This window comes from Dysosmobacter welbionis, assembly GCF_005121165.3.
GTDB classification, from domain to species: Bacteria; Bacillota; Clostridia; order Oscillospirales; family Oscillospiraceae; genus Oscillibacter; species Oscillibacter welbionis.
The window spans coordinates 1037294-1055856 of sequence record NZ_CP034413.3; the positions used below are offsets into that span (position 1 = coordinate 1037294).

Here is an 18563-nt window from a genome sequence, read left to right on the forward strand (position 1 = left end):
TTCTTAAATATTGCTGATATTAAAGGCTTTCAAAGAAATATCCTCGGATAATGTAATGGCTATTTCAGAAAATCAGGCAACTGATTTTCCTTCTGATTAGCAGGGGTTTCCTTTTGATGTGAAAACCATTTCTCGTTCCAATCTCGGATATACCTGTTCACGGTACTCTGGGAAAGCTCTGCGTACCGTTCAGTCGTAGAAATCGAGGAATGTCCGAGAAAGTTTTTGATTGCTATGATCGGGACTCCGGCTTCTAACATATGTGTGGCGGTTGTATGTCTCATGGTATGCGGGGTATAACACTTTTCAAGAAACATCTTCGGATACTCCGCCTTGGCAAGGGCAACATATTTTTTATAAATTTCCTCAATGCAGGAGATAGTCATCTGCGGATGTGTCTGGCTGGAAAAGATATAGGCATCTAACCGTCCAGTTCTGCCTGTTTCTTCCAGATACCGTTTCAGGAGGATTCCGCTAGGTTTAGCGATTACAATCCTGCGGGTCTTATTCCCTTTTCCTGTGATTGTCAGCTTGTACAGATTTTTTTCAACAAGGAAATCTCTGACTTTAAGATCACAGATTTCCTGTGCCCTGGCTCCGCTTGCATACATCAGGTTTAAAAGAACCTGGTCACGGAAGCCCAAGCGTTTTTCAGTGTCAGGAAGCCGGAGCAGGGCTGACACTTCATCAAGCGAAAAAATAATCCTTGGCTGGCTGGATGCCTTTTTTACAGGAATCCTCCTTACAGCATTCGCAAACACAGTCGCCGCTTCAAAATTTCTGTTCTGTGCGTAAGCGGCAAAGGATGTGAGTGCCGAAAGCCGGAGGTTCCTTGTGGATACCGAGCAGCCCCGTTCTGTTTCGATCCATTTCAGGAAACTGTCGATTGTTTCAAAATCGAGATCCTGAAACACGATTTCTCCGGCATCTTTCTTTTTCACTTGATAAACATACTGGAACAGAAGCCGAAAAGAATGCTTATACGATCGGACGGTGTTAGGAGAAAGACCTGATGAGAGCGGCATATATTCCGTAAAAAACTGTTCCAGCAGAAGCATGAAGTCGGGAAGTTTATTTTTCCTCATCGCCCACCTCCATGAATACGCTGACAGCATAGTCTTCAAACAATTCCGTGTATTCGGGGAACATGTCGCTGCTGAATTTCAGGTACTTCTCAGTCTCGTTCATGTCATGGTGTCCAAGATAAACGGACAGGAACGGTACAGAATCATTTACCGGACGTCCTTTTTTCTCTGCCTGTACAAAAGAATGGATGGCAAAGTAATGACGGAAACAATGAAGACATTGACCTCTGGAATGAGCCTTTCCAGGTACACACAGGTTGGTTTGCTGTAACAGCTTCCTGAACCGTAATCCGAAAGTTCCTTTTGTAACAGCTGCCCCTTTTTTCCTGACCGATGGAAACAGGTGGCTTTCCGGCTCTGTTTTGATTGCCATCGCAATGCAGTACTTTTCCAGCATTCTGGTTAATGTTACATCCATCGGAACGACACGCTGCTTGTTATTCTTGGCATGGCGGATCAGGATAGTTCCGCGGGAAAAGTTTATATCCTTCACCCTGGCAGCAAGTGGTTCCCCCAACCGGAATCCGCAGCCCAAAAGCATCCGCAGTAACATACAGAACTCCATGTCCATCTGTCGCGTTTGCGGGTCTGTGTGCCTACTGCCCCAGCTATCGGCACTGGCCAGAAGCATTTGTATTTCCTCATCCGAAAAAATATATGGGACATAGCTGTCTGATGTTTTAGGGCAGTCAGGCATAAAAACACTGTAGCCTTCATACTGGAGATACCTTAAAAATTTCCGGAGATAGCTCACCTTGTCGCTGACTGTTTTAGGTGCGTTAGTCTGGAGAAGTCTGCCAATCCAACGATTCACTGTCCTTTCTGAGATTTCGCCGGTATTTTCTTCTGCCAGCAGTGAGTCGAACGAAAGCAGGATTCTGCGTGTATTCTGTAAAGTACCGTCACTGATTGTGCCCTGGCTGATTGCAAGGTATTCCGCCAGCTCGTTTTTGAAAATGCTTTTAAATTCATTCATGACAAAGACCACCTTCCTTCCAGAAAACCGGCAAATGTACCTGCTGCTTCCGGTACAGGGAGTGCGTAGCCCCGAAGCTGCTCAATGTCCAGACTGGCATAAGAACGGATGGCATTTTGGTCTGTATGTCCAAGAGTTTTTCTTACGACTTCATAAGGGATGTTGTCATTGACCATGGAACTTGCAAGGGATGCCCGGAAGGCATGTGCTCCCTGCTTGCGTTTACCTGGATCGATTCCTGCTGTTTCAATGGCAGTCCTTACAATCTTAGTGATTGCCTGTACTGAGATATGGCTGTAAGGCGGAATAATTCGGAGAAACACATATGGACTTTCATTGTCGGCACGCTCTTCCTGTAAATATCTCTCCAAAGCAGTTTTTACATCGGGAACCATGGGAAGTTCAATAGTGACACTGGTTTTATGCTGGGTAAGCAGGATCAGGTCCCTGTCAAAATCCAGCTCTTTGAATGTCATGGATGAAATGTCCCCGCTTCTGATTCCGAGCCGCGTCGCAAGGAGCAGGGCTGCATAATCACGCTTTCCGTGTGGGGAAGTCTGGTCTATGCTGCTTTCGATTTTTAGAATTTCATCTGTTGTGTATACAGAAGGGTATGGCTGCGGTCTTTTAAAAAGAGGGACAATACCACTGTAATCCCTGTCGGTATGACCGGACTGATAAGCATACCGGAGAAATGTCCGGATGTGGGAAAGATACCACTTGCTGCTGACTGATAAGCATACGGTTCCTATATTTTGGGGATTCATTTCCTGCGGTTTCACACAACCGATTCTGGTTAGGGCGGATAAAAAGTAATGTCCAATCTTATCATGAAGATGAATTGTACTTTCCTGTAGCCCCTTACGTCGTCCGTCTTCAAGATATTCCGACAAAAAAGCATCCATCTCGGGATTCAGTTCCTGATACCTGCATGATGCAATGTCGTTTTCGTTTGTCTGTTGACACATGGTTAAAACCTCCTCGTTATTTTAGTGGCTTTAACTGTACCATACATGAAAAACGTTATCCGAGATTTTCTGTTCAAAACCCAGAATACCAAACGACATTTGAAGTTTACCTCGGATAATTGAATATCTGGGATAATGCGCCCTTGTAAACAAGGGACTTATGGCATATCCCCGGATTTTGGCAGGTTTGCAGTCAATTCCGCAGACCCCGGAAGATAGGACAGGGCAATCAGAAATGCTTTGACCTCTGCGCCGGAAAGGCTGGAAGCCAGCGGGAAAATCCCCTCCAAAATGGCTCCGCGCTCAATCAGGCGGCGGGTGCGAACCCTGCGTTCTTCGTTTCGTTGCTTGTTCTCCAAAATCTTCTTGCGGTTTTCAAGCTGCCGGATCTCCTTCAGGACTTCCTGCCGTTCTTCTTTTGGGGGTTGGGCTGTAATTTTTTCGTTCATGTCATGCACCTCTTTTCTTTGGAAACGCTTATAGATTGACCGTCCATTTCTGACGCGCAAAGTACCGGCGCAGCCTCCGCAGTGCAGCGTGGATGGATTTTCCCGCCTGTGATGGTGTGATACCCTCCATTGCGGCAATATCTTTCACTTTCATACCCAGCATATAGCGGGCGTGGACACGGCGAGCCTGCATAGGCGGCAGGGAAGAAATGGCTTCATACAATCGCCGTATCAGTTCTTCGTATTCGGCTAATTCTTCTTTTTCTATCAGATGATCCTCCGGCGATGGCTGCGCCCAGCCGATTGCAGCATTTTCGATTCCATCGTTACAATCGAGGGAGTAAAACGCCTTATACCGGAACATCTTGCGTTCTCTGGCGGCCTCGGCTCTCTTATCCAGAAGAAACGCTTCGACGATCTCATCGGACACCTCCACAAAAATGTCCTCTTTGCAAAATGGATAATATTGTTTGAGATTGATGGTCTGCATAGGCACGCCCTCACTCTGTTTGAAAAAGGTCATCATAGCAGCGGCGCATATTCCGCAGACCCCGACGGATGGAAACGCTGACCTTGCTGCTGTGGACGCCCTCTCTCCGGGAGATTTCCGGCTGCTTGATACCGGCAATGTAGTAGGCGTGAACACGGCGGGCCTGTGTCGGAGTGGCATGAGCCAGAGCCACCGGCAGAGCTGCTATCAGGTGCAGGCGGGTGGTCATTTCTTCTCGTTCCAGCAAAATATCTTCCGGCGATCTGCTGTGTTCCAGTGCGTAATTTTCCAGCCAGCTGTATGCCTCCAGAGAGTAGTAGGCGCGGTGGTAGACTTTCCGACGCTCATAGTTCTCCATCTCCCGCTGGGCCTGATACATCGCTGCCCATACCTCGTCCGTAACATCCACAAACTCGTCATGCCGGTAGTGGGGATACATCCACCGCAGATTGATTGTTTTCATAGGCTTACCTCCTGAAAATCGGAGAGGCGGGCAGCTCGTCCGCTGTCCGCCCCTCGCTGAGATAAGGGAAATGATCCCTTTCACTTGGTAGCCAGAAAACAGGTCATTCGTTAAGCCTGCTCTCAAAGAAATTTATAAATTTTTTTCTGACCGCCTCCACACTTTGATACACAGCCACTTTGGAGCAGCCGCACAGCACACCGATCTCTGCAAGGCTCAGCCCGTCAAGCGCATAGAGCAGGAACCGGCGGCGCTGGGCCTCGGTACAGGTGTCCAGAACTGCCATCAGCTCATGTAGCGTTTCCATGCGGCAAAGGTATTCTTCCGGCGTTTCGCCGTAGGCTCCTACACCCTCGGTGGTAATGATGTACTCGTCAAACTCCCGGCCATCCCAATGCCGCCGCTGTTCATGGAACAGGTTCTCCGTTTTGTGATCTGCCCGATCAAGAAATTCATAGACTTCCAGCGTGACCTCCACGGCCACAGCTTGTCCGTTATAATTGATGGTAACTTCCATCTGTCCTTCCTCCATTCAGACTTTTTTGGGAAAATCTGAATGGGGTGGTGGGGCGCGGCACCGGGGATAAAGTTCGGGCCATGCTGACCCGATGTTCCGGCTCCATAGGGACAAAAAAGCGCCCGGACGGCATAAAGCCATACGAGCGTCATGGAATATATTTTGCTGTTTAATTACATGGTATAGTGCATACTTCTGACCGCATTGCTCCGCTGCTGGGAACAGGCTTTTTTTAGCTGGTGCAGGTCATGGGTACTGTGAAAAAAGGCAAACATAGACACGGCGGCATCCTCCTATGTGCCGCCGTGGATTTACACGGTGTTAGGTCGTCGTTGGTTTAGGATAAACGAAAAGAAACGGCGGCTCTGAAATCAAAGCCACCGCTTCATAGGCGCGTGGAAATGTGTCTGCTTTACGACGGCTTTTTTTCTTTTGCCGTCGTCCGGCAGAATGTTACTCCATATTCAATTCAATGCTTCCAGTGAAATTTTCACATTCAATGCCGATATAGTTTCCACCTTCAGGGAGTGTAATTGTATCACTATATGTTCCGGTTGTTTCAAGCAAAGTGACTTCTTCATCAGCTCCAGAAATCCAAAATACTTTTGCAGTTCCATCCGTAACCTCCAGCGCGCAGTCAATAGACAGATCCTTACCCGCTTCACGCTTTATGGAAGTTCCGCCGAACAAATACTCTGTATCTGAAAAATCCTCATAGTTGGCTGTATAGCTTCCTGTATAATCATCAATTCCTTTTTCTTTCGTACCTTGTAAGGATGAATTTCCGGTAAGTGCTATGGAACCAGCAGACTGAACAATATTGTTATACTGATCGAGAACTTCATCTTTTGTACAACCGGAAAGCACAGAAGCGCCCAACAGTATCAAGCATAATGATAGAACTATTTTCTTCACAGGTATCACCTTCCTTTCCTGCGTACAGCACGCTTTCCTTTTCCCTTGGAATTTGCCTGTTTACGGGATTTTATTTCTTTTTGTTACTGGACATCAGTAACAACAGCACCGCCCAGAGAACCATGATGCCAACCCCAATGACTGCCAGCAAAGGATTCGGGGCTGTGGTTGTTCCGGCATATCCACTCATGTCAAAGCCCACTAAAATCAGCGCAGCAGAAAACGGATAGATGCTGGCAAGGATACCGCCTTTGAAGAACAGCATGCTATATCCAAGGAAAAACGCCAGAATGGAACCTCCCAGATATGCCCCTCGGATCTGCCCAAAAATCAAGATCAGCGGCATACAGACCAAATAGGTCGTCAGAGCTGCCAACACGATCTGTGTACCTCCATGAAAAAACACTTCCACTGTCAGTCCCGATAATCCAACCGTCAATCCAGTAATCAAGGTAACGCCAACGCTGTATATTCCCAGCAGGACTGCAAAAATCCCGACCCAAAAGAGCTTAGCTCCCAGCATTTTCGGCATGGAAACAGGAATTGTCATGATGTTTTTCAGCGTATCATGGGTGGATTCTCTGTCAATCAGCCAGCTGCCAATCATCACCAGTGAAATCGGAAAAAACATCTGCGTATTGCCCCAGACAACATTCTCAAACAGAGTGGAAAAATCATAGTTTGGATTTCGGTACTCCGTCTCCACAATCAGCTGGCTCCCATATTGCACCAACGGACAGAGTGCAAGCGCCACCAGCCCCACCCAAAGTATTTGGCACCGGCGTAGCTTGAGCAATTCTGCTTTTAATAAATTCCACATAATTACACCCCCTTAGATTTCCTGGCGCCGGTAAACCAACGCAATCAGCGCAAGAAATACAACGGCTTCCCCAACAATCACACCGAACACCTGAACACCATTCAGAAAATACGGACTGATCCGTTCCAACAAGTCTGCCAATTCCGCACTGGTCTGGCTTTGGTCATAAAATTGGAAGGTCCAGCGGAAAGCCAGCGGTCCCGGAAACAGGGTTCCGATATTCAAACCAAAAGGCTGTGTGAGGAACGCATCGCTCATCGAAAGGATATAATTTGCAGTCGTATAGAAAAAGGTAATCACGACCGACACGATATAGTTTTTATTAAGAAGAACAACGAGCAGGATACATGGAAGTGCGCCTACCCACATAATCAGCCCTTCTTCTATCCCAACGCCAAACAAGGTCCAAAACCCAACCGGCTCCCAGCCCTGAAACAGCAAAACCGCAAGATTTACCAATCCTCCAACTGCCATAAAGCCAACGGCAAACAATAGCAAAACCAGCATCTTGGACAGCACCAACTTGGTTCTGTTTATCGGTATGGTAACAAGGTTTTTTAGTGTGTCATTGTCCAGCTCCTCAAACAGCAGATTGGAAGCCAGTATCACAAGGAGCGGCATCAAAAGCAAATAAGCACTGAGCTGGAACAGGCTGGACATCACTCCATTTACAGCATCCACATCAGTGTTTACATCTGCCAGAAAGAAAGCATAAGCCAATGGCATGAAAACAGAAAGCAGCAGAGAAATAAATACCAAGGGCTTCCGTTTTAATTTCAAAAATTCGCATTTGATTAGTTTAAGCAATTCCTTCGCCCCCTGTCACACGCTTGAAGTAATCTTCAAGACTTTCTTCACAAGTATGCGCCTCCGATACCTCCAATCCGTTTTCTACAAAGGCAGTTACAATTTTCCCCACAGGCAGATCAAGGTTGTGCAGGCGCAGATTGTGGTCGTCCTGTATGGAAAAATGGTTTTCATGGAAATTGCGTTCCAAAATTCTTGCCGCCTGTGCAGTATCAGAGAGTGTAAACCGGATATGCTTACTGCTTTTTTGCTCCAGTTCAGCAAGGCTTTCTTCTTCCAGCAATGCGCCGTGGTCGATAATTCCAATATCGTCAGCCAGCAAGGAAATCTCCGAAAGAATGTGACTGGAAATCAAAATGGTTTTTCCTCTTGCGTCGCAAAGCTCCCGAATAAAGGAGCGTACTTCTGCAATACCGATAGGATCGAGACCGTTGATCGGCTCATCCAAAATTAAAAGTTCTGGATCGTGCATAACGGCAAGGGCGATGGCAAGCCGCTGCTTCATACCAAGAGAATACTGTGAAAAGAGCTTTTTATCTTTGTAAGGCAGTCCTACCAGATCCAGAGCATCTTTGATGGCATGATTGTTTGGTACGCCCCGCAGGGTAGCAAAGATACGCAGGTTCTCTGTGCCGGTCAGATTGGGATAAAAGCCGGGAGACTCAATCAAGCTACCAATACGGGGCAGCAATTTCTTTTCATTCCCCTGCAAGGGTTTCCCCCAGATTTTGACCTCCCCGGAAGTCGGCTTCGTTAAGCCCAACAGCATTTTCATGGTAGTGGTTTTTCCGGCTCCGTTTCTGCCCAGCAGACCATAAATTCTCCCACGCTTCACATGGATATTTAAGTCAGCCACACTCTTTTGTGAGCCATATTGCTTCGTCAGATTTTTTGTTTCAATGATGTAATTTGTATCCATATTCAAAACCTCCTGTTCTGTAAGGTATTCTATCACGCCAACCTTGCATTAACCTTGCCGCAACCTTGCATTAACCTTGCAATTTGAAATCCGGCAAAAATGACAAAGGTTCCCGCCATAAAGACGGGAACCCGCTTAAATCTCCAAAGGAAAAAGCAACATAAATTCAGTTCCTTCTCCCGGAAAGCTTTCAACTGTTATGCTTCCACCCATCTTTTCTACAAGCTGATGGACAATAGAAAGACCAAGTCCGCTTCCTTTTTCGGAGCGTCCTTTATCACACTTATAAAGCCGTTCAAATATGTGTTTCAAATCGTCTTTCTCAATTCCTACTCCATTATCCGCCAGCAGCAGCTCCATGTTATTTTCCTTCTTTGACAGGACAATTTTGATTTTGTCTGCATGGCTGTGAGCGATTACATTTTGAATGAGATTGTTGACGATCCTCATATAGCTGTCCATATCCAATCTTACCCGGACAGGCTGTTCGGGAATATCAATGTCATAATCAACCTGTTTATCCTCAAAAATCGGTATCCAGTCAATCAGGATATTTCTTGTCAGCTCTGCGGCCTCAACGCTCTGGATTTCCAAAGCAAACTCATTGGAATTTAACTTGAACCAGTCAAAGAGCACATCAATATATTCTTTCAGATCATGGGCTTTCCGTCGGGCGGTTTCAATATAATCATCCCGGTCTTTTCCTGTGACCAGTCCTTTGTGTGCAGCGTCAAGATACCCAATCAGAGTGGTAAGGGGTGTCCGAACATCATGGGAAAGGCTCGTCATAAGCTGGCGGTTGGTTTCTTCTGTCTGCCGTACAGTTGAAAGTCTGCTTTCATAGGACACAACAATCTCATTGATTTCATAGGCAAGAGGTGCTGTCAATTCATTTGTTGCAGACAGAATACGCCGGTTGCCATTTCCGTTTTTCACATCAACCAGCACATCGGTCATTTCTGCGATTTGTTTTTTTACGCGCCGAACGAGAACGATGGAAGTCAGCACAGCCACAACAGCAATCACAATGGACAAGAAAACGATGATTTCCATATTGGCTATACCTCCTTATTAAAGCGGTAGCCAATCCCTTTGACCGTTTGGATATACTTTGGGCTTGAAGGATTGACTTCTAATTTTTTACGAAGCCGGCTGATAATCGCCATAATGTTACTGTCATCATAGAAATATTCTTCGCCCCAAACTTCCTCATAAATCTGCTGTTTTGTCAAAATTTTTCCTTGATGCTTTGCGCAGTACAGGAGCAGATCAAATTCCTTTGGTGGAAGTTCAAAAGTGCCATTTTCCGTCGTAACAGAACGATTTTCAAGGTCAATTTGCAATCCATCAAAATCCAGTTTTTGCACAGCTCCGGCTTGATGATTAAAGCGGGTGTAGCGGCGAATGAGGGACGCAATACGGGCAATCAGTTCGTCCATATCAAACGGTTTTGTCAGATAATCGTCCGCCCCGGCCCGTAAGCCCCGCACTTTAGAAATGCTGTCATTTTTGGATGTAAACATCAAAATCGGCAGGCTGTTCTCTTTGCGGATTTCTTCCAGCGTTTCAAAGCCATCCATACCGGGCATCATCACATCCAGCACCACAAGCTGATACTCCTGCTCTTTTAATTTCTGCAAGCCCTCTTTTCCGGTATTACAAAAATCGGCTTCTATATGTTCCGATTGTACGCTGCGTTTAATCAAAGCGCACAGTTCTCTGTCATCATCTATAATCAAAATTTTATTCATGGCGTAGTTCCTTTCCTTGTTTTGTCCGGCCATCAAGCGGCTTCTCCGCAGTTTTAGGGAGCAGCCAAACACCGGCCATTTTCACAGCGCCGGGGATACGCCCACCGGCACAATAATAATTTACCCTACGAGGTGTCACGCCCCATTTCTCGGCGGCCTCTTTCAATGTCATATAGTCCATTTCGCACCTCCACAGAGTACATTATAGTTCTCTTTCTCGAACAATGCAAGAAACGGAATGTGAATTATAAACTTCAACCAACCTGCATATAGCAACATTCCACAGGCAAAGTATGAATTATACAATGTAACTGGGTGATGTTATATGGCGAAAGTTGAAGATTGTCCCGGTTTTGAAACCTTCGGCGCAGATGTCAAAGCCGCACGAGAGGCAAAGCGTCTGGCACGAAAAACATTGGCAGAAATGGTTGGGATTGAATGGCGGTATCTTGCCAACATTGAGAATCAAGGTGCGATTCCGAGCCTGCCTGTGATGATCCAGTTGATTAAGGTCTGCGGACTTCCCGTGGAACGGTATTTTAACCCGGAGATCATGCGGGAAGAAAGCGAACAGCGGCAACGAGTCAGCCACAAGCTGAAGCTTTGCCCTGAAGAATACCTGCCGATTATCGAAGGTGCCATAGACGGGGCGCTCAAAATGGAACAGACTGCGAAGCAGAAGGAGGACGCATAATCGCGGCCTCCTTCTGGCGTTTCTATATCAAGTTTCCCGGCACTTTTCCCAAAGTTCCCGGCACCTCTGCTGGATTTCTCCGGTTTCTGTCACAGTCAGATCGCGGTCATTTCCGGTAATCTTATCTTCCAGAAAGTTGGCGTATGTATCCAGCAAGGCGTTTCGCAAATCCTCCGGAGTTTTCTGTATTTCGGCGCTGTACCAGTCATTCCGGTGAGGTTCCCATGCCATCAATGTATAACCGTGGCTGGTCTGCACCACCTCATACAGAGGATCATCATCCAGATATGCCTGAAACACTTCCAGAACCTTTTCAAAGGTCAGCATTTCCCACACCTCCCATTCAACTGCAAATCAGTTCCCTGATTAAAATTTCCTCAATCTGTGCCGTTAATGTGTTCATCAGTCCTACCCAGCGCATAGGATCACAGGCTTTCAGTTCCTCAGTGACACCCGCAGCCTCCATCATGTGAGGCAACATGGTGTCCACGCGCTCCTGCGCTGTCCAATCAATCTCTAACAGGTGCGGATACAGTTTCTCGCTCATCAGCAGTTGGTTGTAGAGAATAGGACGGTGTTCCTTCAGGTAGGACTTTCGCATCCTGCCGTACTTGCCGATAGAAGTTTCCGGCTGTTCAGAAAGTTTTAGGTTGGGTATATCATAATCTCCACAACGAATGTAAGTCAACTTACTCATATTCATGCTCCTTTGCTCCGTGATGATTAGACTGCTGCGCTGGCTGCTATGCTGCCTTTGCGCGGTTCTTCTTTTGGTAGCTGCCCGATAGTAGAAAAAACACCTTTTTTCATATCCTCAGCCCGGATCAGGGCTTTCTTAGCGTCCATTTCCGCTTTTTTCTTCGCCTTGATTTTGTCCTCATACCGTTTCTGTGCGCCGCTGGCTTTCCGCTTCAAATAGTTCTGATGGAGCCTGTCCTTGCGTTCTTCTCTTTTCCGCAATTCTTCCTGTTCCTCTGGGGTTAAAGGAACCGGCTGTAAGGATGGTGGAATATAGCGTCCTAAAAAATTAAAGTAGATTTCAATTTCCTGCGTGGTATCCTGACTGCCTTTTCGGGAGCGTTCATGGACAAGGATTTTCTCTACAAACTCGTTGAGCATGGTATTTGTCAGCGTGTCAAAATTCTCGTACTTATCAATCAGGGCTATAAATTTCTCTGCTGATTTCTGGCTCTGCTCATAGCCGGTAACAGCCTTTTCCAACTCCGCAATTTCAATCTCAAGTGCGTCCTGCTCTTTGGCATACTGTGCATCAAGCGCCTTATATCGTGTATCCGGCAGCTTGCCGAGGGCGTTATCCTCATAGATTTTGCAAATCAGTTTTTCCAGTTCTCCGGCTCTCTTTTGGGCAGTAGCCAGATGCCTGCGCTTTTTCGATATATCGGCACTCTGTTGAGCAACCTGCGTCTCCTGAACAGTGTGAATAAATTCCGTCCGGTCATTTCTCGAATATTCAGCGATAGCCCGGAGTGTGTCGGAAACCAATGTCAGAACAGCACTCTCATTGATACGGTGTTGTGTAAGGCATAGTGTCCCACACGGAACTTTGGTATAATTGGAACAGGTATATTGAGAAATCCGCTTGCCATTGTTGGTGCGGTGGACATACATCTTGCCGCCACAATCGGCACAATAGAGTAAGCCTGTGAGGGGAGCTGCTTCGCCCCAGCCGTTTGGATAACGCCGTACATTGCTGCGGATTTTCTGCACCAGATCAAAGGTCTGCTGGTCGATAATGGCTTCATGGGTATTCTCAAAGATCGTCCACTCGTCCTCAGAAACATAGTGGCTTTTCTTGTCCTTAAAGTGCTTGCGGGTCTTGAAATTGATGGTGTGCCCCAAATACTCTCGTTTTTTCAAAATGTTCACGATGGTAGATGATCCCCATCCATAGGGGTCTTTGACCGGCTTTGAACGGTTCACACCCTCGTTGAAGCGGGCAAGGTGTACGACGGGAATTTCAATCCGATCTGCGGATAATTTGCAGGCAATCTGATAAGGCCCATATCCCTCCAGCGTGAGGGAGAAGATACGGCGTACCACTTCGGCGGCTTCCTCATCTACCAGCCAATGCTCCCGTTTTTCGTCCCATAAGTAGCCGTAAATCACAGTGCCGGTCAGGTGCTTGCCGCTCATACCTTTTGCCTTAAACACAGAACGGATTTTCCTGCTGGTATCACGGGCGTAAAATTCATTCATGATGTTGCGGAATGGGGTAAAATCGTCATCGCCTTTCAGACTGTCCACACCGTCGTTGATGGCGATCAGACGAACACCGCGTTGCCGCAAAACCTCCATGACCTGACCGACCTTCAGATAGTCGCGCCCCAACCGGCTCATGTCCTTGATGACGATTGCCTCTACACGCCCTGCCTCCACTTCCTCCATCATCGCCAAAAATCCGGGGCGGTCAAAACGGGTGCCTGAGATACCATCATCTGTAAAGTGCGTAGGGTTTGGCAGCCCATTCCGGCGGGCAAAATCCTCTAACATCTGTTTTTGGTTGGATATGGAATTGCTCTCGCCCTGTAACTCGTCGTCCCGGCTCAGGCGCTCGTACAGTGGGGTAATTTTTTCATTTCTCATGGCTGTACCTCCTGAAACAAAAATGCTCTAAGTGATTGCTTCACTAACCATGACAAAATCATGATTAAGAAGTCACTTAGAGCATATATCACCCGCCGCCTGCTTGAATACCTTATACTGCCGCAGGGCCACACTTTCCGGATGCTCATGTTCCATCGCCTTAAACAGCAGGTCCAACGGCGAGATGTATTCGTCATCATCCTCCCGGACTTCAGCGTATTCCAACACGCGCATGACCATGGAAAAGTTCTGTTCATCCTCCGGCGCTTCCTGGTGCAGCATGAGGATGATAGCTTGGAGCAGAGCTGTTTCGGACTTCGTCCAGAACGGGTCGGACTCATGACTGCCCTTGGGCGTGGTTGCCTGGATCAGCGTATTCACCAGCTTCAGAGCATCTTTCTCGTCCCGCAGGTAGCAGAAGGGGTTATAGCCGTCAGACTGTTCCAAATTCACGAGATTCAGCACGCGGACGTCATAGCCTTTCTTTTTCAGGTATCCGCCCGTGTCGGTCAGAACTTCCATTTTCGGGTCCGTGATCACATAATTGGTATTGGCCTCCAAGATGTTGGGCTTCACATAACCGCGGGTCTTGGCCGCGCCGCTGCCGCCGATGACCAGCACATTCAAGGAGCGCCGGTGTTTGTGGGTATCCAGCCCCAGCCGCACATGGCGGGTCAGGATCTTATTCTGCTTTTGGCAGAACTGCGCATTGACCTGCCTGGGCGAGCCCCACATGGCGGAGCCGTGTTCCTCGCCGTCCCGCGTCCTGCCGCTCTCGGCGTCATAGATGCACAGACCCATAATGTAGGCGCCAGTGCAAATGAGGATGGTCAACAGGCTCTTGTCCGTCCATTGAATCTGGAAAGGGTGCTCCAGCGCGGCGGCCAGGTTGGAGAACAGATCCGGCAAACCGCCGCCAAGGGATTGTGCAATGAGCAACGCCGCCCAGATGACCGGGATATAGAGGAAAAGGCGCAAAATTAGGTTGCTTTGCTTGGATGTTTGTTTCAGGCAATTCACCTCCGGGAGAACAAAATAGCAGTCCCATCGGCGGATCGTGTATCGCCAATGGGACTGCTTTGGGTGATCTATAATACTTATTTCATTTTACCATTTTTACTCTTTTGCCGATTTTTTGTTCTGGCCGAGGCAGACTTCTGCTGCTGATCCAACTGTGCCTTGTAGCCCTTCAGACGTTCCAACACGGAGGGGCGTTCCTCACTCGTCATCCGGCTCCCGTCTTTGGACGAGGTCGAGCTGGGCACGGTAGCGGGCAAGTCTTGTCCCGACCGAGATCCTTTTTTTGGCTCCACCTCCTGACGTTGGCCCACAGGCGGTGTCACAGGGGTGTTCTCTTGGGGGCGCTGATCCTGCTCGACTTGGGTTGCAGCCTGCCTTTCACGGGCTTCTCTGGCCTTGGACGGGGCTTGCTCCCGTGGAGGCTGCTGTGCCTGCGCTGGTTGACCGAGGTAATGGATGCGCTCGAAGATCATATTCGCTCTGTCGATCTCCGTTACCGGCATGATGACATCCACCACCTTGCCGTGACCGTCCGTATCCCGAATGGCAGAGAATAAGATTTTCTGCTTTCCAGCCTTCTTTTTGAATGCCTGATACTGCTCCGGAGACATGGCGAACCGGCGCACGTCGCGGGTCTCTTTCAGCATCTTCGCGAAGTTGACTTTGCCGGAGATCGTCTTATGGTTTTTTGCCAGTGCCAGCGTCAGCGCCAGCATATTTTTAAGGCCGGAACCACTCAGCCGGACAGCTACCTCACCGCCGGAGAGCATCATGCGCACCAATTGGTCCGCCGCCTCACCGCCTCCGATGTTCATGTTTCCGCACCTCCTTCTGGTGTTCTTCTGTTCTTTGAATGTCCTGTTCCATGACAGGCACTTGGTTTTGTATCTTATGGCAGAGCTTCAGCTTTTGCCGCTCCGTGCGGATCTCGCGGTTCAGCTCCGCCAACTGTTCATAGATCTCCGCCTTTTCTTCCGTCAGCCGGTTCCTGGGAACGCCGCTGCTCTCCAGCAGCGCCACCGCTTCCATGTACCGTTCAAATTCCGTCTCCATGCCGGTCAGACCTTCTTCATAGAGCGCTTTGCTGGGAGCCAACGCTTCCACATCCGTCAAAGCCGTATACAGTTTTTGCCGTCTCTTTTTCCGCACATTGAGGATGGTACGCTGCTTGATGAGTTTGGCCAGCGATTTCTCTGTGCGGGTCCGGAAGGCATCCATATCCGCCTGGGTGACGATCTCATTTTCCCGCAGAAAGTCGAACTGTGTGCGGTATTGCTCAAAGCGCATGACCTCCCGCCTAAGATGAGGCGTCATGCGGGGCGGGTACTGCCGCTGCCCGATCTTACCCAGCAAATAGAGATAATGCACATAGAGGGCAAGGAAGCCGGTGTATTTCGGATGCGCCAGGTATGGCCGATACTTAGGCCGTGAGAGCACAGCGGGACGGCTGCCTGCTTCAATTTCCGCAAGATTTCCTTGAATAGCAACACGGATACCATCCTCCGTGAACAGCGTATTGCGTCTGCCGGGATACTGGAATCTCTCCTGTCCCCGCAGGCGAAAACCCAGCCGATCACCGTGGTGGATCTCATATCCCATGTGTTCCATGAGCAGGAAGAAGTGTCCGAGATCGTTGGCATCCTGGATAGCCGCCCGCAAATCCGCTTCCAGCATGGAGCGAAAGGTCGGCTGGCCCTTGGACTGCCGCAGCCACTCCACATAGCTGACGGCTTTGGCAGGCTCTCCCGCCATAATAACGGACAAGCCATGCTCCCGGCAGAGCCGGTCTGAGGTGCTGCGGATCTGCTGGTAGTAGCTTTGGGCGTTACTGTGGTATTTTTCTCCGGTTATGGAATTTACGGAATTAAACACTGTGTGAGCATGGATATGTTCCTTGTCCACATGGACGCCAATCACCGCCTCATAGTCTGCCAAATGTTCCTGTGCAAACTCTTTGGCAATTTGCAATGCCACCTCCGGTGTGACCTCTCCGGGTTGGAAGGACTGGATGATATGGTAATACTGCACGCCATCCTCCTTACCAAGTTCTCGTTTGGTATCCAGCATCTGACGGCACTCCATACCGGGATCGCAGTTCAGATAGGCGGTCAGAATTCGGTCATCTGTTTTATCTCCGTTGAGTATATAGTGGATGCCTGCATCGAGCCGCCCCTTTCTGGCAAGGATCTTTGTGATGGCCATTACTTTTTCGCTACCTGATACATGAGTTCATACACACGGTCCAGCAGATACAGTCCTCGTTTAGCATCCTCAGGTTTTGCGATTCCGGCGTTCACGCTGCGGGCAATCTGGTTGATGTTGTTTCCGATGTGGTGGATCTCCGTGCGCAATTCCTTGATTTCCTGAGAAGGGCGCGCCTTGACCGGCTGTCCTTCAATAAGCCGCGCAAGATATGCCCGTTTTGTCAGGCCGCTCTGCTTGGCCTGACGGCACAGCAGTTGGTACTGTTGCTGCGTCAGTTCAATGTGCAGATGGTGTTTGGGTTCTTTTTTGGCCACGCCGCACTCCTTTCTGCGGCCTGTGGCCGCTGATCATCCGCCCGCAGGCGGCATTGGGGACTGGGGATACCCCCAGCAAGCGCGCTAAATGTACATTTGCGCTATGCTTGCGCCAGCGCCGCCACGGCGGCGTTGGCTTTCGCCCCGCTGCGCGGGGCTTTGTTTTCAAGCGGTATGGTAATTGCAATATTGGGCGGGCACTGCCCGCTTCCTCGTAAAAAAGAAATCATCTCTCCGGGGTCGGATGCCGGCAAAGGTACTTTTCGCTTGCGCGTTCCGTCGGAATACCATCCAATGAGAGAGCACTCTTTTCAGGAATAAATGCCGCATACCTGGCATATCCAAAACCTTCGGACTCCACCAGCAGGCCGGTGTTCACATCTCGGCAGGTCACGAACAGACAGAGAAATGTTTCAGTTTTTCCATCGAACCCCATATCCGACACGTTCCGGGATATGAAGGAAACATCCCGCAAAAGCTCGTTCATGTAGCGGCGGTACTGCTCTTTCGGCAGTTCGATCACTTTTGTGATCTGGAACCGCGCTTTCTCCGGGAACGGAGCCTTCTCGAGAATATCCCGCACACTGGCTGCTTTCCGATAAAAACTCGCAAAATTTTCTAACATACTTCTCTCCTTGTGGCAGGGTGTTTTGTGAACACCCTTATAGAAAAAGCAGGGTGTTTTGTGAACACCCTGCTCTTGAAAAAACGTTTTTGTTTATTTATTACCGTGCCTCAAGCTCTTTGGCCATTTCCCTTTTCCGCAGTTTTTCCATTGCAAAATCAAGGATGCGCTCTTTTCGTGTCTGCAGCATTGTCTTATAGAACTGCTTTTGCAGATTCGAAATGAACGGAGTCTCATCCACGATACGGAAAATTGCATCCATGTTGATTTTGGGCAGCATCCGCTTCAATGCTTTGTTGCAATCCGCATTCTCCAAAGAGGAAATAAAATCAAAGTAGTTGATTTTTTTACCATTGACCTTAATGCTGGAAAGAGGGATTGAGAAAGTGCGAAAATCTCGTTCTGGCTGCTTATCTATGGTGTCTCGCATGATGGCTTCATCAGCCTGGGGATACAGGCAGCTCCCGCAGTCATACACAGGGGCAATGGCAATTTCGTCTGTCGCGGTATTATAAAGAAAACCCCAGTTTCCGTTGTGCCGATCCCAATTCCCGATCAGCGCATCTATAATGAATACATTCCAAAAATGCTGCTGCAACAACGCGGGAGGGAATGCTGTCTGATCCTCCATGGCCCGCATAATGTCAGACAGTTCTGTACCATACCCGCTGTGACCGGAATCGATCACCGTGTTTTTCAGTGAGGCAAAGTCCTGCAACACAATTCCGGGAGAGGTAAAATCCCTGCAAGCAACAACAATCTTTTTTACGCCATTTTTTCATAAGTGCCAAGGAGCGTTTCCTGAGCCTTGATCCCAACGCTGTTGAAAATATGGCAGCCGATATACTCGGTAATGCAACTGTTAGCATAACTCAAGTCTTTATTCTTGGGGGCTTGTGCGGGGAACTTCAGCATATACTGTTCGCCTTGATAAATTACAG

General features: G+C 48.5%; 25 protein-coding genes. 1 reads left to right on the forward strand and 24 read right to left on the reverse strand.

The features are described 5' to 3' along the window. Window positions 1-59: 59 nt before the first annotated feature. From EIO64_RS05415 to EIO64_RS05480, 14 genes are all read right to left on the reverse strand, one after another. Window positions 60-1085 (reverse strand): tyrosine-type recombinase/integrase, encoded by a 1026-nt coding sequence (locus EIO64_RS05415; RefSeq protein ID WP_136890968.1) that lies wholly within the window; start codon window positions 1083-1085, stop codon window positions 60-62. Further along, entirely contained in the window at window positions 1072-2061 is a 990-nt protein-coding gene (locus tag EIO64_RS05420) for a tyrosine-type recombinase/integrase (protein ID WP_136890969.1), read from the reverse strand. Before EIO64_RS05420 ends, EIO64_RS05415 begins: the two co-directional genes overlap by 14 nt. Beyond that, window positions 2058-3029, reverse strand: coding sequence for a tyrosine-type recombinase/integrase (locus EIO64_RS05425; RefSeq protein ID WP_136890970.1), 972 nt, complete (start codon window positions 3027-3029; stop codon window positions 2058-2060). The genes EIO64_RS05420 and EIO64_RS05425 overlap by 4 nt, the downstream gene beginning before the upstream one ends. 158 nt (window positions 3030-3187) lie before the next feature. Then, complete coding sequence (locus EIO64_RS05430; RefSeq protein ID WP_429835615.1) at window positions 3188-3538, reverse strand: DUF3847 domain-containing protein; 351 nt, start codon at window positions 3536-3538, stop codon at window positions 3188-3190. Further along, window positions 3507-3968 carry an RNA polymerase sigma factor gene (locus tag EIO64_RS05435; protein ID WP_035394327.1) on the reverse strand — a complete coding sequence of 154 codons (462 nt, stop codon included), beginning with the start codon at window positions 3966-3968 and terminating at the stop codon, window positions 3507-3509. Before EIO64_RS05435 ends, EIO64_RS05430 begins: the two co-directional genes overlap by 32 nt. A gap of 10 nt (window positions 3969-3978) precedes the next feature. Continuing rightward, window positions 3979-4431: a hypothetical protein gene (locus EIO64_RS05440; protein ID WP_005933558.1), complete on the reverse strand. Its 453-nt coding sequence runs from the start codon at window positions 4429-4431 to the stop codon at window positions 3979-3981. A gap of 103 nt (window positions 4432-4534) precedes the next feature. Next, a complete protein-coding gene (locus EIO64_RS05445) occupies window positions 4535-4948 on the reverse strand; it encodes an RNA polymerase sigma factor (protein ID WP_035394329.1) in 414 nt (137 codons plus the stop codon). Window positions 4949-5401: 453 nt separating this feature from the next. Continuing rightward, entirely contained in the window at window positions 5402-5863 is a 462-nt protein-coding gene (locus tag EIO64_RS05450; protein ID WP_038259777.1) for a hypothetical protein, read from the reverse strand. A gap of 70 nt (window positions 5864-5933) precedes the next feature. Further along, a complete protein-coding gene (locus EIO64_RS05455; protein ID WP_249390814.1) occupies window positions 5934-6683 on the reverse strand; it encodes an ABC transporter permease in 750 nt (249 codons plus the stop codon). Window positions 6684-6695: 12 nt separating this feature from the next. Beyond that, the gene (locus EIO64_RS05460) at window positions 6696-7463 is read right to left on the reverse strand and encodes an ABC transporter permease (RefSeq protein ID WP_235622253.1); all 768 of its coding nucleotides are present in this window, start codon (window positions 7461-7463) and stop codon (window positions 6696-6698) included. A gap of 19 nt (window positions 7464-7482) precedes the next feature. Continuing rightward, window positions 7483-8409, reverse strand: a complete 927-nt coding sequence (locus tag EIO64_RS05465; protein WP_002594743.1) for an ABC transporter ATP-binding protein — start codon at window positions 8407-8409, stop codon at window positions 7483-7485. Window positions 8410-8544: 135 nt separating this feature from the next. Next, a complete protein-coding gene (locus EIO64_RS05470; RefSeq protein ID WP_002596319.1) occupies window positions 8545-9462 on the reverse strand; it encodes a sensor histidine kinase in 918 nt (305 codons plus the stop codon). A 5-nt stretch (window positions 9463-9467) separates the two neighbouring features. Then, window positions 9468-10160 (reverse strand): response regulator transcription factor, encoded by a 693-nt coding sequence (locus tag EIO64_RS05475; RefSeq protein WP_007037412.1) that lies wholly within the window; start codon window positions 10158-10160, stop codon window positions 9468-9470. Continuing rightward, the gene (locus EIO64_RS05480; RefSeq protein ID WP_005933662.1) at window positions 10153-10341 is read right to left on the reverse strand and encodes a helix-turn-helix domain-containing protein; all 189 of its coding nucleotides are present in this window, start codon (window positions 10339-10341) and stop codon (window positions 10153-10155) included. Before EIO64_RS05480 ends, EIO64_RS05475 begins: the two co-directional genes overlap by 8 nt. Before the next feature lie 144 nt (window positions 10342-10485). Between EIO64_RS05480 and EIO64_RS05485 the strand changes: the two genes are divergently transcribed. Further along, window positions 10486-10854 carry a helix-turn-helix transcriptional regulator gene (locus tag EIO64_RS05485; RefSeq protein WP_005933665.1) on the forward strand — a complete coding sequence of 123 codons (369 nt, stop codon included), beginning with the start codon at window positions 10486-10488 and terminating at the stop codon, window positions 10852-10854. Between the two features lie 27 nt (window positions 10855-10881). Here the strand turns inward: EIO64_RS05485 and EIO64_RS05490 are convergent, their stop codons facing one another. The 10 genes from EIO64_RS05490 to EIO64_RS19000 all read right to left on the reverse strand — a co-directional run bounded on the left by EIO64_RS05490 (window position 10882) and on the right by EIO64_RS19000 (window position 18537). Then, window positions 10882-11181, reverse strand: a complete 300-nt coding sequence (locus EIO64_RS05490; RefSeq protein WP_005933668.1) for a hypothetical protein — start codon at window positions 11179-11181, stop codon at window positions 10882-10884. Window positions 11182-11197: 16 nt separating this feature from the next. Continuing rightward, a complete protein-coding gene (locus EIO64_RS05495; RefSeq protein WP_035394338.1) occupies window positions 11198-11551 on the reverse strand; it encodes a TnpV protein in 354 nt (117 codons plus the stop codon). 26 nt (window positions 11552-11577) lie between these two features. Beyond that, window positions 11578-13458: a recombinase family protein gene (locus tag EIO64_RS05500; RefSeq protein WP_005933672.1), complete on the reverse strand. Its 1881-nt coding sequence runs from the start codon at window positions 13456-13458 to the stop codon at window positions 11578-11580. Between the two features lie 72 nt (window positions 13459-13530). Then, window positions 13531-14367, reverse strand: a complete 837-nt coding sequence (locus EIO64_RS05505; protein WP_249390815.1) for a type IV secretory system conjugative DNA transfer family protein — start codon at window positions 14365-14367, stop codon at window positions 13531-13533. A 188-nt stretch (window positions 14368-14555) separates the two neighbouring features. Continuing rightward, window positions 14556-15293, reverse strand: coding sequence for a DUF3801 domain-containing protein (locus EIO64_RS05510; RefSeq protein ID WP_136890971.1), 738 nt, complete (start codon window positions 15291-15293; stop codon window positions 14556-14558). Beyond that, window positions 15274-16680 carry a relaxase/mobilization nuclease domain-containing protein gene (locus tag EIO64_RS05515; RefSeq protein WP_136890972.1) on the reverse strand — a complete coding sequence of 469 codons (1407 nt, stop codon included), beginning with the start codon at window positions 16678-16680 and terminating at the stop codon, window positions 15274-15276. The genes EIO64_RS05510 and EIO64_RS05515 overlap by 20 nt, the downstream gene beginning before the upstream one ends. Continuing rightward, window positions 16680-16997, reverse strand: a complete 318-nt coding sequence (locus EIO64_RS05520; protein WP_136890973.1) for a plasmid mobilization protein — start codon at window positions 16995-16997, stop codon at window positions 16680-16682. The genes EIO64_RS05515 and EIO64_RS05520 overlap by 1 nt, the downstream gene beginning before the upstream one ends. 226 nt (window positions 16998-17223) lie before the next feature. Beyond that, window positions 17224-17622, reverse strand: coding sequence for a DUF6329 domain-containing protein (locus EIO64_RS05525; RefSeq protein ID WP_136890974.1), 399 nt, complete (start codon window positions 17620-17622; stop codon window positions 17224-17226). Window positions 17623-17722: 100 nt separating this feature from the next. Next, window positions 17723-18310: a HipA domain-containing protein gene (locus EIO64_RS18995; protein WP_346730081.1), complete on the reverse strand. Its 588-nt coding sequence runs from the start codon at window positions 18308-18310 to the stop codon at window positions 17723-17725. A gap of 77 nt (window positions 18311-18387) precedes the next feature. Then, window positions 18388-18537 carry a hypothetical protein gene (locus tag EIO64_RS19000; protein ID WP_346730082.1) on the reverse strand — a complete coding sequence of 50 codons (150 nt, stop codon included), beginning with the start codon at window positions 18535-18537 and terminating at the stop codon, window positions 18388-18390. Between the last annotated feature and the right edge of the window lie 26 nt (window positions 18538-18563).

Bases quoted from the DNA above. Each gene is read 5' to 3' on its own strand.
- EIO64_RS05415 (WP_136890968.1), bottom strand. From the start codon at position 1,085: ATGAGGAAAAATAAACTTCCCGACTTCATGCTTCTGCTGGAACAGTTT.
- EIO64_RS05420 (WP_136890969.1), bottom strand. From the start codon at position 2,061: ATGAATGAATTTAAAAGCATTTTCAAAAACGAGCTGGCGGAATACCTT.
- EIO64_RS05425 (WP_136890970.1), bottom strand. From the start codon at position 3,029: ATGTGTCAACAGACAAACGAAAACGACATTGCATCATGCAGGTATCAG.
- EIO64_RS05435 (WP_035394327.1), bottom strand. From the start codon at position 3,968: ATGCAGACCATCAATCTCAAACAATATTATCCATTTTGCAAAGAGGAC.
- EIO64_RS05440 (WP_005933558.1), bottom strand. From the start codon at position 4,431: ATGAAAACAATCAATCTGCGGTGGATGTATCCCCACTACCGGCATGAC.
- EIO64_RS05445 (WP_035394329.1), bottom strand. From the start codon at position 4,948: ATGGAAGTTACCATCAATTATAACGGACAAGCTGTGGCCGTGGAGGTC.
- EIO64_RS05455 (WP_249390814.1), bottom strand. From the start codon at position 6,683: ATGTGGAATTTATTAAAAGCAGAATTGCTCAAGCTACGCCGGTGCCAA.
- EIO64_RS05465 (WP_002594743.1), bottom strand. From the start codon at position 8,409: ATGGATACAAATTACATCATTGAAACAAAAAATCTGACGAAGCAATAT.
- EIO64_RS05470 (WP_002596319.1), bottom strand. From the start codon at position 9,462: ATGGAAATCATCGTTTTCTTGTCCATTGTGATTGCTGTTGTGGCTGTG.
- EIO64_RS05475 (WP_007037412.1), bottom strand. From the start codon at position 10,160: ATGAATAAAATTTTGATTATAGATGATGACAGAGAACTGTGCGCTTTG.
- EIO64_RS05480 (WP_005933662.1), bottom strand. From the start codon at position 10,341: ATGGACTATATGACATTGAAAGAGGCCGCCGAGAAATGGGGCGTGACA.
- EIO64_RS05485 (WP_005933665.1), top strand. From the start codon at position 10,486: ATGGCGAAAGTTGAAGATTGTCCCGGTTTTGAAACCTTCGGCGCAGAT.
- EIO64_RS05490 (WP_005933668.1), bottom strand. From the start codon at position 11,181: ATGCTGACCTTTGAAAAGGTTCTGGAAGTGTTTCAGGCATATCTGGAT.
- EIO64_RS05495 (WP_035394338.1), bottom strand. From the start codon at position 11,551: ATGAGTAAGTTGACTTACATTCGTTGTGGAGATTATGATATACCCAAC.
- EIO64_RS05500 (WP_005933672.1), bottom strand. From the start codon at position 13,458: ATGAGAAATGAAAAAATTACCCCACTGTACGAGCGCCTGAGCCGGGAC.
- EIO64_RS05510 (WP_136890971.1), bottom strand. From the start codon at position 15,293: ATGAACATCGGAGGCGGTGAGGCGGCGGACCAATTGGTGCGCATGATG.
- EIO64_RS05515 (WP_136890972.1), bottom strand. From the start codon at position 16,680: ATGGCCATCACAAAGATCCTTGCCAGAAAGGGGCGGCTCGATGCAGGC.
- EIO64_RS05525 (WP_136890974.1), bottom strand. From the start codon at position 17,622: ATGTTAGAAAATTTTGCGAGTTTTTATCGGAAAGCAGCCAGTGTGCGG.
- EIO64_RS19000 (WP_346730082.1), bottom strand. From the start codon at position 18,537: ATGCTGAAGTTCCCCGCACAAGCCCCCAAGAATAAAGACTTGAGTTAT.